Source organism: Burkholderia sp. Bp8991, from assembly GCF_003853795.1.
In the GTDB taxonomy this organism is placed as follows: domain Bacteria; phylum Pseudomonadota; class Gammaproteobacteria; order Burkholderiales; family Burkholderiaceae; genus Burkholderia.
In genome coordinates, this window is sequence record NZ_QTQJ01000003.1 from 363,158 (window position 1) to 375,001 (window position 11,844).

9 protein-coding genes are annotated in these 11,844 nt (G+C 69.8%); 2 read left to right on the forward strand and 7 right to left on the reverse strand.

Annotation, left to right across the window (positions count from 1 at the left end):
• Positions 1-12: 12 nt before the first annotated feature.
• Positions 13-1,167, reverse strand: a complete 1,155-nt coding sequence (locus DIE02_RS05360; protein ID WP_124485043.1) for an acyltransferase — start codon at positions 1,165-1,167, stop codon at positions 13-15.
• On the opposite strand from DIE02_RS05360, the gene DIE02_RS05365 reads away from it, so the two are divergent.
• Together DIE02_RS05365 and pip are read left to right on the forward strand one after the other, a co-directional pair.
• Positions 1,151-1,369: a hypothetical protein gene (locus DIE02_RS05365; RefSeq protein WP_124485044.1), complete on the forward strand. Its 219-nt coding sequence runs from the start codon at positions 1,151-1,153 to the stop codon at positions 1,367-1,369. The two genes, DIE02_RS05360 and DIE02_RS05365, sit on opposite strands and share 17 nt — an antisense overlap.
• Before the next feature lie 151 nt (positions 1,370-1,520).
• On the forward strand, positions 1,521-2,453 hold the full coding sequence (pip, locus tag DIE02_RS05370) for a prolyl aminopeptidase (RefSeq protein WP_124485045.1): 933 nt from the start codon (positions 1,521-1,523) through the stop codon (positions 2,451-2,453).
• Positions 2,454-2,534: 81 nt separating this feature from the next.
• On the opposite strand, the gene DIE02_RS05375 is transcribed toward pip, so the two are convergent.
• The 6 genes from DIE02_RS05375 to DIE02_RS05400 all read right to left on the reverse strand — a co-directional run.
• Positions 2,535-2,807 (reverse strand): hypothetical protein, encoded by a 273-nt coding sequence (locus DIE02_RS05375; protein ID WP_124485046.1) that lies wholly within the window; start codon positions 2,805-2,807, stop codon positions 2,535-2,537.
• A 172-nt stretch (positions 2,808-2,979) separates the two neighbouring features.
• Positions 2,980-4,038, reverse strand: coding sequence for a transglutaminase family protein (locus tag DIE02_RS05380; RefSeq protein ID WP_124485047.1), 1,059 nt, complete (start codon positions 4,036-4,038; stop codon positions 2,980-2,982).
• Entirely contained in the window at positions 4,032-6,638 is a 2,607-nt protein-coding gene (locus DIE02_RS05385; RefSeq protein ID WP_124485088.1) for a circularly permuted type 2 ATP-grasp protein, read from the reverse strand. The genes DIE02_RS05380 and DIE02_RS05385 overlap by 7 nt, the downstream gene beginning before the upstream one ends.
• 212 nt (positions 6,639-6,850) lie before the next feature.
• On the reverse strand, positions 6,851-10,270 hold the full coding sequence (locus DIE02_RS05390; protein WP_124485048.1) for a DUF2126 domain-containing protein: 3,420 nt from the start codon (positions 10,268-10,270) through the stop codon (positions 6,851-6,853).
• 93 nt (positions 10,271-10,363) lie between these two features.
• Complete coding sequence (locus tag DIE02_RS05395) at positions 10,364-11,338, reverse strand: transglutaminase family protein (RefSeq protein ID WP_124485049.1); 975 nt, start codon at positions 11,336-11,338, stop codon at positions 10,364-10,366.
• 8 nt (positions 11,339-11,346) lie between these two features.
• Positions 11,347-11,844 (reverse strand): alpha-E domain-containing protein (locus tag DIE02_RS05400; RefSeq protein ID WP_148093141.1); only part of this gene is annotated, 498 nt, incomplete at its 5' end.

The window sequence follows — 11,844 nt, forward strand, 5'->3', positions numbered from 1 at the left end:
CGACTCGCCCGCCTACTCCGCCACCTTCGGCCCGATCGGATCTGCCGGCGGCGCCGGCATCCGCAACGCGTCGCCACGCATGCGTCGCGCCTCGCGCGCCGTATAGCGATCCTTCAACCGCAGGAACGGCTTCTCGACGAGGAAGTAGCTGGCCATCGCGGCCAGCAGCGCCCACACGATGCCGAGCGGGAACGCGTGCGGAACCGCCAGATCCGGGTTCGCGAACGGCTGCTGCCACAGATACAGACTGAACGAGATCGAGCCGACGAACACGATCGGCGCGGCCCGCAGCCACCGCGCGCACCAGAACTCGCTGCGGAAATTCAGCACGACGATCACGATCGCGATCAGCGCGGCCTCGAGCGTCACCCCGTAGGTCGCATTCCAGAAGCCGCCGAGCCGATGTTCGGCAAGCGGCATCCCGAACAGCACGATGACGACGAGCGCCGTCACGATGCGCGTCTCGCCGCGCCACGAGCCGATCCATGCTTCGAGCCGTTCGCGTTCGAGCGCCGCGTAGCAGCCGATCAGGATCGGATCGACGCCCGTATGCAGCATCATCCCGAGTTGCCCGCGCAGCGCCGGCGCGACGAAATACGTGAGCGCGCGCGCGAGCGGCACGGCCAGGATCAGCGCGGCCAGCCAGCGCGTGCCGCGACGGCGGGCGCCAAACACGAACAGCAGCGGCCAGAACCAGTAGAACTGCTCCTCGAGCGCGAGCGACCAGAAATGGCCGAGATACCACGCGCCGTCCGGGTGCAGCACGTTGTCGCCGCTCAGCCCGAACCATGCCGAGAAATTCCACAGATGCAGCGCCGCATACAGCCACTGGCGGCGCCCGACGTCGAGCCAGCCGACGGCGGCGAGCACGCCGACGGTCGCGAGATACACGTAGCACGCCGGCCAGATCCGCAGCGCGCGGCGCACGTAGAACGACGTGAGCGCGATCCCGCCGGTGCGCGCGAACTCCGCGCGCAGCACGTTGGTGATCAGGAAGCCGCTGAGGACGAAGAAGATCAGCACGCCGAGCCGGCCGTCGGCGACCAGCCGCAGCGGCGCGAGCCAGCCGGTGTAGCCGCCCGGCAGCACGCGTTCCGCATGGCCGACGACGACCATCGTGACCGCGACGGCGCGCAACCCGGTCAGTTGCTTGACGCGATGGTTCATCGGTTCGTTTCCCGTTGGCACGGCGGAGGAACGGAATGAAGGTCGGCGCCCGCGATCGGTGCGCCGATATGCCGCCGGGATTTTGTCTGAAAAATATCCGAATGAAATTGCTCAAAAAATTCCGCCGAGCATGCCGGCCGCAATGCCGCGCCGTGCAACCGGCATCGCCACCGCACGCAGCGGCCGCAATGAATGGGCATAATGACAAGCCTTGCCCGGCGGCCGCCGGGCCGATGCCGACACAACGAATCTGCGGCGCCGCAATATCCGCGATACCGGCGCTGCCGTATTCCGATCGCCCACCGGCCCGTGCCTCGTCCGCCGCCCTGCCGACCCTCACCCGGAGCCTGCCTGTGTACCCACCGATCGAACCCTACGCCCACGGCCACCTCGACACCGGCGACGGCCACCGCATCTACTGGGAGCGCTGCGGCAACCCGTCCGGCAAGCCCGCGGTGTTCCTGCACGGCGGCCCGGGCGCGGGCTGCAGCCCCGACCATCGCCGCCTGTTCGATCCCGAGCGCTACGACATCCTGCTGTTCGACCAGCGCGGCTGCGGGCGCTCCACACCGCATGCGAGCCTCGACAACAACACGACCTGGGACCTGGTGGCCGACATCGAGCGGCTGCGCGAGATGGTCGGCGCGCAACAGTGGCTCGTGTTCGGCGGCTCATGGGGCAGCGCGCTCGCCCTCGCGTACGCGCAGACGCATCCGCAACGCGTCGGCGCACTCGTCGTGCGCGGCATCTTCACGATGCGCCGCGCGGAGTTGCTGTGGTACTACCAGGAAGGCGCGTCGTGGCTGTTCCCGGACCTGTGGGAAGAATTCCTCGCGCCGATTCCGCAAGCCGAGCGCGATGACCTGATGGCCGCGTACCATCGCCGGCTGACGGGCGACGACGAAGCCGCGAAGCTCGAAGCCGCGCGCGCATGGAGCCTCTGGGAAGGCCGCACGATCACGCTGCTGCCGGACCCGGCGCTGGCCGCGCACTTCGCGGACGGCCACTATGCGCTCGCGTTCGCGCGGATCGAAAACCACTACTTCGTGAATCGCGGGTTCGTCGAGGAGGGCCAGTTGCTGCGCGACGCGCATCGCCTCGCCGGGATTCCGGGCGTGATCGTGCAAGGCCGCTACGATATCGCGACGCCCGCACGCACCGCATGGGATCTCGCGAAGGCATGGCCCGACGCGAGGTTCGAGATCGTGCCGGATGCCGGACACGCATACAACGAACCGGGCATCCTGAAGGCGCTGCTCGCGGCGACGGACCGGTTCGCGGCGTAAGCGCAAGCAACGCAGCACATACCGCGCAATACCACGCGGCGCGCGGCAGCCGGCCATGCCGTCCGGCGCGCGCCGCCCCGCTCAGAGCGCCGCTTCGACGATCGTGCGGCCGCTGATCGCCCGCTCGACGAGTCGTTCATCGCCAACCTTGCGGATCGCATCGTCGAGCAACCCTTCCGGCTCCTCGGTCGCGACCTTCAGCAGGCCCGACAGACCACGCGCGTCGAGCACCACGAGCGTTTCCATCGAATCCGCACGGCTCACGAGCACGCGGCGGAACGCCGGGCCCGCGCCGAAGCTCGCGCAAAGCTCGATCGTCTCGTTGCCGAGCGTGTAGTCGAAGTTCTTGATCATGTCTGCCGCCGTTGCAAGGGAATGGCGACGCGCGACGGCGCGGCGCCGTGACGTCGACGCACCCGTGCGTGCCGCCGGCGCCGGATCGGGTCCGATCCGTTCGCCGGCAACACCATGCTAGGCGGGCAGTATTAACGACGACTTAAACGTCCGGCGGCCGGCGCGTCAGGCCTTAGAGCGCCTCATCGAGCGGCTCGACCGTCACACCGACCTTCAGCTCCTGATCCGCGCCGCCGCCGCGAATCACGCCGCGCAGCGGCGTCACGTCCGCGTAGTCGCGGCCGATCGACAGCATCACGTAGTCGTCGCCCGGCGCGCGGTCGTTGGTCGGGTCGAGCTGCAGCCAGCCGCCGTCTTCGGGCCACGCCGGGTCGTACACGTCGACCCATGCATGCGATGCGTCCGCGCCGATCAGCCGCGGCTGCCCGGGCGGCGGCTGCGTCAGCAGATACCCGCTCACGTAGCGCGCGGCGAGCCCGAGCGAGCGCAGCGCGCCGATCATCACGTGCGCGAAATCCTGGCAGACGCCCTTGCGCAATCGCAATGCATCGAGCGCCGTCGTCGTGATGTCGGTGCTGTTCGGCGTATACGCGAAGTCGGCGTGAATCCGCCGCATCAGGTCCCATGCGGCCTGCACGAGCGGCCGCTGCGGCGTGAAGCTGGCGGCCGCATACGCAGCCAGTTCCGGATCGCACGCCACGTGCGGCGACGCGAACACGAACTCGCTCGCCGCGTCGTACGGCTGCCCCGCGCGAAACCGCAGGCGGTCGCGCACGGCTTCCCATGCGGTTGCGTGCTCGGGGTCGGGATGCGCGATCGCGGGCGGCGGCGCGCCGCGTGCGCCCTGCGACCAGACGGGCGGGCTCACGCGCACCGTGCTGCGGCTGCGCACGAGCAGCGCATCGTGCGGCTGGTTCAGCGCGAACGATGCGCGCGCGTTGCCGAACGCGTCGATCTCGGTGCCGACCGTTTCCGGTCCGGGTTCGATGTCGAGCGCGAACGACAGCACCTGCTGGCGCGGCGTCGCGAGCGGCTGCAGCCGCGCCTGGTGCTGGGCCGATTCGACGCGCGCCGCGTAGCGATATTCGGTGTCGTGCGTGACGCGCAGGACACGACCGGCCGACGTGGCCGATGCATTCGAGGCCGCGGGCACGACCGCCGCCGCTGTCTGCTTCGCACTGCCGGGGGCGGCCGCGGGCGGCGTCTTCGCCGCGTGTTTCGGCGTCACCATAGCGTCCTGCCCGCCTCGCGAACGTGGCTGAAATACCGCTCGCCGATCCGGTTCGACAGATCCCACACGGCCTTCACCGTCGTGTCGAGCGCATCGAGCAGCGCGTCGTGCCGACCATCATCTCCGGTTTCACACAGTTCGTGCAGCGACCACGCGGGCACGTCCGGAATCGTCTCGGCCAGTTCGGACAGCGCATAGCCCTCGCTGCGCTCGACCTTCGTCAGCCGGCCGCGCAACGCCTGCACGACCCAGCCGAGCGAGCGCGGATTGTCGGTGTCGAGCACGACGAGCGACAGCAGCGGCGCGACGTCGAAGCCGCGCTGGAAGCGCGAGCGGAACGTGATCGTGCTGTCGAACAGCTCCAGCACGAGTTCGAAGCCGTCCTGCCGGTGCACCGCGCCTTCGTCGAACGCGAACTTCAGCACGCTGCACAGGAAGTCCAGCCGGTCGATCTGCCGCCCGATCGACAACAGCCGCCAGCCGTCGTCGCGCGTCATGTTGTCGGTCTGCGCGCCGGTGATCGCGCCGAGCAGCAGCCCGAGGCGCTCCAGCAACTGCAGCGCCTCGTTGCCGATCTGCTCCTCGGCTTCCGGATGATCGGCGCTGTCGGCGAACAGTTGCGTCGCGTCGTCGATCAGCCGCCACTGATCGCTCGACAGCCGTTCGCGGATCGCCGCAGCCGCGCCGCGCATCCCGAACAGGCAGGACGCGATGCCCGACGTGCGGTCCGCGCCGCGCGTCAGCGACGTCGCGAGCGCGTACTGGAACGCGCGCGGCGCATCGACGGCGTTCGGCGCGTCGGGCGCGATCAGGCCGGTGTCGCGGCACAACGTGTCGATCAACTCGAGATGCGCGGGACTGTCGACGTCGTCCTCGCCGCGCAGCCGTTCGAGCGCGGCGCGCGCGAGACGCATCAGGTTGGTCGCGCGCTCGGTATAGCGGCCGAGCCAGAACAGGTTCTCCGCCGCGCGGCTCGCGATCGCGCGCGGACGCTCGACCAGATCGTCGGGGCCGAGACGCGTCTGCAGCAGCGTCGTCGAATCGACGATGCCTTCGGTCATCACCCACGTATCGACCGTGCTGCCGCCGCGCGGCATCGGCGCGTTGAACAGCGTATCGCGCGTGCCGACCCGCGACAGTCCGCCCGGCAGCAGCCGCCAGCGCTGCGCGCCGTCGGCGAGCGCGAACACGCGCAGCAGCAGCGGCTTCGGCACGATGCGCGCGCCGCCGCTGCCGTCGGACGCGTCGTGCCCCGGCCAGGTCGGCGCCTGCGACAACGGCAGGTCGGCCTGCACCGTGTAATGCTCGGGCCGGGCCAGGATCCGCGCACGCCATTCGGCCAGTTGCGCCGGCGTGAGCCGCGCGCCGATCACCGGGTCGAACGCGCCGCCGGCCTGCACCTCGGGCGGATACGACGGCTTCACGATGCTGCGCGCAAGCTGCGGCAGCGCGTCGCCGCACGCGGCCGCCTCGCCGCACCACCACGAATGCACGGCCGGCAGCGTCAGCGTTTCGCCGAGCAGCGCTTCCGCGAGGCGCGGCATGAAGCCGAGCATGCCCGGCGACTCGAGGAAGCCCGAACCCGGCGCATTCGCGAGCAGCACGTTGCCCGCCCGCACGGCCTGCAGCAGGCCGGGCACGCCGAGCATCGAATCGGGACGCAGTTCGAGCGGATCGAGCCACGCGTCGTCGACGCGCCGCAAGATCCCGTGCACGGGTTCGAGCCCGCGCAGCGTCTTCAGGAAGACGCGGTTGTCGCGCGCGGTCAGGTCGCCGCCCTCGACGAGGGTGAGGCCGAGGTAGCGCGCGAGATACGCATGCTCGAAGTAGGTCGCGCTGTGCGGCCCGGGCGTCAGCAGCACGATCCGCGAATTCTTTCTGGCGGGACTGAGCGCCTGCATGCTCTGCAGCAGCGACCGGTACGCGGAAGCGAGCCGCTGCACGCGCAGCCCGCGGAAACCGCGCGGAAAGAGCCGCGACACGATCAGCCGGTTCTCGAGCAGATAGCCGAGGCCGGACGGGCCCTGCGTGTGCTGCGCGACGATCCGCCATTGGCCGTCGGGGCCGCGCGCGAGATCGAACGCGACGACGTGCAGCCACGTATCGCCCGGCACGCGTGCGCCGCGCATCGCGCGCAGGTAGCCCGGGTGGCCGGTCACGAGCGCGGGCGGCAGCAGCCCGCGCTGCAGGATCGTCTGCGGTCCGTACAAATCGGCCATCGTCGCGTTCAGCAGCCGCACGCGCTGCAGCACGCCGCGCTCGATCGCGACCCAGTCCTCGGGCGTGACGATCAGCGGCAGCAGGTCGAGCGACCACGGGCCGGCCGCGCCGTCGCCCGCGCGTTGTTCGTGGAGCTGGTAGAACAGGCCGTTCTCGCGCATGCGGCGCTGCAGCGCGTCGGCGCGTCGGTCGAGGTCGGCCACGCCGTCGCTGCCGATCGACGTGAAGAAGCTGCGCCATGCGGGGGCGAGCAGCGGCGCGGTGAGGCCGGCGGCACTGCCGCGCAGTTCGTCGTAGCGGCCGGCCGCGGCCGGCGCCGCGAGCGCGGCGGCCAGTTCCGCGGCGTCCGGCTGCGCGCCGGTATCGAAAAGCGTGGGCATCGCGTCGGCGTCGGCGAGATCGTCGGGGTGAATGGGCGGCACGGTCGGTATCGTTCCGTCGTCAGGGGGCAGCGGTGCCCGCGCGCCGCCGCACCGTCGTCCGGGCACGGCAGACGCGGCGGGCGGCCGCAGTCTGCCCGCATCCTAGCACTCCTCCCGGCGCGCCGGGAGGTCGGAAACCGCGCATCGTCGTGCGTCCTTTCATCCGACGATCAGGGCCGTCGCAGGTCGAGCGTGAACGGGAATTCACGGCTCGGCGCGGCGGCCGCCACGTCCATCCGCCCCGGCGTGTGCCCCATCGCGACGAAGCGCGCGAGCCGGCGGCTCTCGGCTTCGTACGCGTTGACCGGGAACGTCGCATAGTTGCGCCCGCCCGGGTGCGCGACGTGATACCGGCAGCCGCCCAGCGAGCGCTGCAGCCACGTATCGACGATGTCGAACGTGAGCGGCGCATGCACGCCGATGGTCGGATGCAGCGCCGACGGCGGCGCCCACGCCTTGTAGCGCACGCCTGCGACGTATTCGCCGACGGTGCCGGTCGGCTGCAACGGCAGCGCGCGGCCGTTGACGGTCACGACGTGACGGTTGTCGTTCAGCCCGGTCACGCGCACTTCGAGCCGTTCGACCGACGAATCGACGTAGCGCACCGTGCCGCCGGGCGCCCCCTCCTCGCCCATCACGTGCCACGGCTCGAGCGCGCCGCGCAGCGACAGTTGCATCCCGTTCACCGCGATCTGGCCGAACAGCGGGAAGCGGAATTCGAAATGCGGCGCGAACCATGCGGAATCGAACGCGAAACCGGCGTCGCGCAGCTCGGCCAGCACGTCGTCGAAATCCATCTTCAGGAACGCGGGCAGCATGAAGCGATCGTGCAGCGCGGTGCCCCAGCGCGTGAGCGGCGTCGTATACGGCGCGGCCCAGAAGCGCGCGACCAGCGCGCGCAGCAGCAGTTGCTGCACGATGCTCATCCGCGCATGCGGCGGCATCTCGAACGCGCGCAGTTCGAGCAGGCCGAGCCGCCCGGTCGACGAATCCGGCGAATACAGCTTGTCGATGCAGAATTCGCTGCGGTGCGTGTTGCCGGTCACGTCGATCAGCAGGTTGCGCAGCACGCGGTCGACGAGCCACGGCGGCATGTCCTGCCCGTACAGCAGCTTGTTGCGCTGGATTTCCGCGAATGCGATGTCGAGCTCGTAGACCTGGTCGTTGCGCGCCTCGTCGACGCGCGGCGCCTGGCTCGTCGGCCCGATGAACAGCCCCGAGAACAGGTACGACAGCGACGGATGGTTGTGCCAGTAGGCGATCAGGCTCGCGAGCAGGTCCGGGCGGCGCAGGAACGGGCTGTCGGCCGGCGTCGCGCCGCCGAGCACGAAGTGGTTGCCGCCGCCCGTGCCGACGTGCCGGCCGTCGACCATGAACTTCTCGCTGGACAGCCGCGACTGCCACGCGGCGTCGTACAGGAATTCGGTCTGGCCGACGAGTTCGTCGAAGCTCTTCGCCGGATGGATGTTCACCTCGATCACGCCGGGATCGGGCGTGACCTGCAGCAGCTTGAGCCGCGCATCGCGCGGCGGCGGATAGCCTTCGAGCACGAGCTTCACGCCGAGGGCCTGCGCGGTCAGCTCGATCGCCGCGAGCAGGTCGAGATAATCCTCGAGCGCGGCGAGCGGCGGCATGAACAGGTACAGGATGCCGTTGCGCACTTCTGCGCACATCGCGGTACGCGTGATCCATGCGGCCGATTCGAAGCGCTCGGGGTGGCGCTGCGGGTCCTGCGCGGCATGCGCGTGCCGGTCGCCGGCGGCGCTGCCGTCGCTGCGCAACTGCATGACCGTTTGCGCGGACGCTTCGCGATGCACGCCGGCCAGGTAACGCGGCGCGTCGGCCGCACCCGCATGACGCGCACGGAACGCGGCCGCGTCCGGCAGCGCGTCGCGCGGCGCGAACGGATCGCGTTCGACCAGGTACGGATAGTCGGCGCCGGCGACCCACGGCAGCGAATCGAGCGGCAGCCGATAGCCCATCGGCGAATCGCCGGGCACGAGGTACATCCGTTCGTCGCGGAAGAACCACGGGCCGGTCTGCCAGCGCGGGCCGTCGAGACCCGGCGCGTCGTCCGTGCGCTTGATCGGCAGCACGTAGCCGACCACGCTGTCGAGATGCTGGTCGAACACCTTGCGCAACCGCGCGCGCTCGAGTTCGTCGTCGAGGCGCGAGTCGAACGGATCGACGTTGACGGGCAGCCGGCGCTCGCGCCACAGGTAGTACCAGACATCCTCGTAGCCGGGCCGCACGAATTCGTCGGTCAGTCCGAGGCGCGCGGCCAGCGCGTCGATGAAGCGCTTCGCGTCCTCGGTCGTGCACGCGGACGGCTCGCGCTCGTCGGCGAACAGCGACGGGTCGTGCCACACGGGCTGGCCGTCGGCGCGCCAGAAGATCGACAGCGCCCAGCGCGGCAGCTGCTCGCCCGGATACCACTTGCCCTGCCCGAAATGCAGGAAGCCGCCTTCGCCGTATTCGGCGCGCAGCCGCTGCACGAGTTCGGTCGCATAGCCGCGCTTGGTCGGGCCGAGCGCATCGGTGTTCCATTCGGCGCCGTCGCGATCGTCGATCGACACGAAGGTCGGCTCGCCGCCCTGCGTCAGCCGCACGTCGCCGGCCGTCAGCGCGCCGTCGACCTGCGCGCCGAGCGTGCGCACGGCGTCCCATTGCTGCTCGGTATACGGCTTCGTCACGCGCGGCGATTCGTACACGCGCGTCACCACCATCTCGTGCTCGAACGACACTTCGCATTCGTCGATCAGCCCCTCCACCGGCGCGGCGCTGGTCGGCTGCGGCGTGCATGCGAGCGGGATGTGCCCTTCGCCGGCGAGCAGGCCCGAGGTCGGATCGAAACCGATCCAGCCCGCGCCCGGCAGGTAGACCTCGCACCACGCGTGCAGGTCGGTGAAGTCGACCGACGTGCCGCTCGGGCCGTCGAGCGCCTTCACGTCGGGCGTGAGCTGGATCAGGTAGCCGGACACGAAACGCGCGGCGATGCCGAGATGCCGGCACAGCTGCACGAGCAGCCACGCGCTGTCGCGGCACGACCCGGACGCGAGTTCGAGCGTCTGCTCGGGCGTCTGCACGCCCGGCTCCATCCGCACCAGATAGCCGATGTCGTGCTGCAGCTGCTGGTTCAGCGCGACGAGGAAGTTCACGGTGCCGGCCGGCGTGCGGTCGACGCCGTCGAGATACGCGCGGAACAGCGGCGCCGCGCTCGTCTGCGGATCGCAAGCGAGGTACGGCGCGAGTTCGGTCTTCAGCGCATCGTCATAGCTGAACGGGTATTGCTCCGCGCTGGCTTCCAGGAAGAAGTCGAACGGGTTGTACACCGACATCTCGGCAACCAGGTCGATCGTGATCTCGAAGTGTTCGGTGCGCTCCGGAAACACGAGCCGCGCGAGATAGTTCGAGAACGGGTCCTGCTGCCAGTTGATGAAGTGCTGCGCGGGCTCGACGGTCATCGAATACGCGACGATCGGCGTCCGGCAGTGCGGCGCGGGCCGCAGCCGCACGATCTGCGGCCCGAGGTTGACGGGCCGGTCGTAGCGGTAGCGGGTGGTGTGATGCAGCGCGACGTGAATGGGCATGGGAGAGCCGCTCGGTTCGGGTTGGACCGGCCGCGCGCGCCGCGTCGCCGTCGCTGCGGCGGCACGGCACGGCGGGTTCGGAGAAGGTATGCGTCAGACCAGTTCGGGCGACTGCACGACGCTGATCTCGATGCCGACGGCGCTCGCGCCAATCCCCGTCACCGGTTGCGCGTCGCGATAGTCGAGGCCCACGGCGATGCGCACGTAGCGCTCGTCCGGGCAGCGGTTCATGAACGGATCGAAGCCGACCCAGCCGAGCCCTTCGACGTACGCCTCGGCCCACGCGTGACCGGCCGGCTGCTGCATCAGCGCGACGGCCTGCGGCTGCGCGCCGAGTGCCGCCTGCGGCAAGCCCTGCGACTGTGCGGCATGCGATGCGCCGAGCACCTGCTGCATGCCGTCGCCCGTCTGCAGCGCGAGCGCTTCCTCGGCATCCTCGTCGCTCGCGCTCTGCTTCGCGTCGGCGATGCGCTGCATCGCGCTGTCGGCGAGCACGTAGCCCGAGATGTAGCGCGCGGGCACCTTCAGCGCGCGAGCGGCCGCGATGAACGCGTGCGCATGGTCGCGGCTGGTGCCCTCGCCGCTTTGCAGCGCGGTTTCGGCATCGACCGGCGCGTCGGCCAGGTTCGGCGCGTATGCGATGCGGTCGTGCACTTCCGTCATCAGCCAGTGCAGCGCATCGAGGCTGTGCGGCTCGATCGGCAGCGCCTGCGTGAGCTCGCGCACGGTGTCGCCGGCCTTCGTGAGCGCGGTCTCGCGCTCGAAGATCCACGGCGGCGCATAGCCCTCGGGGTGGCCGAGAATGCCCGCGCGGTCCTGCGTCTCGACGACGCCGGCCGCGACCACGACGACCTCGTTCTTCGCGCCGCGGTCGTGGCGCACGAGGTCGATCCGGTTGCCGAATCCGTCCGCATAGGAAAGCGTCGGCTCGACGCCGTCGATCGTGACCTGCCACGCGCGCACCGTCTGCCCGGGCCCCGATTGCGGGCGCAGCCGCAGCCGTTGCAGCGCATGGGTGGCTTGATCGTCGAACTGATAACGCGAGATGTGTCGGATGGCGAGTCGCATGGCAAGTCTCAGTCGAAGTTGTAGGCCTGGGCGATATCGATCCCCAGGCTGTTGTTGCGGCCGATGAAGTCGGTCAGGAACTCGTGCAGGCCGCTCTTGAAGATCCGCTCGACCGAGGTGTCGGACAGCATCTGCAGAATCTTCGTGGCCGTGTCGTGACACGGGTGTGTCACGCCGTAATCCTTCGCGAGCAGGTTCAGGCTCGACACCACGCGCCCGTAGCAATAGCGCAGCGAGCGCGGCATGCGGCCGTTCAGGATCAGGTAGTCGGCGATGTTCATCGGCTTGTACTGCACGTCGTACACCCAGCGATACGACCGGTGAGCAGCAACGCAGCGCAGGATCGTCTCCCACTGGTAGTTGTCGAGGATCGTGCCCACGTGCGACACCGACGGCAGCAGCAGGTGGTATTTCACGTCGATGATCCGCGCGGTGTTGTCGGCCCGCTCGACGAACGCGCCGATCTGCGCGAAATCGAAGATCTCGTTGCGCAGCATCGTGCTGTA

Excerpts from the sequence above, each read along its gene's own strand:
- DIE02_RS05380 (WP_124485047.1), bottom strand. The coding sequence starts at position 4,038 with ATGGTGACGCCGAAACACGCGGCGAAGACGCCGCCCGCGGCCGCCCCC.
- DIE02_RS05395 (WP_124485049.1), bottom strand. The coding sequence starts at position 11,338 with ATGCGACTCGCCATCCGACACATCTCGCGTTATCAGTTCGACGATCAA.
- DIE02_RS05385 (WP_124485088.1), bottom strand. The coding sequence starts at position 6,638 with ATGCCCACGCTTTTCGATACCGGCGCGCAGCCGGACGCCGCGGAACTG.
- DIE02_RS05360 (WP_124485043.1), bottom strand. The coding sequence starts at position 1,167 with ATGAACCATCGCGTCAAGCAACTGACCGGGTTGCGCGCCGTCGCGGTC.
- DIE02_RS05390 (WP_124485048.1), bottom strand. The coding sequence starts at position 10,270 with ATGCCCATTCACGTCGCGCTGCATCACACCACCCGCTACCGCTACGAC.
- DIE02_RS05375 (WP_124485046.1), bottom strand. The coding sequence starts at position 2,807 with ATGATCAAGAACTTCGACTACACGCTCGGCAACGAGACGATCGAGCTT.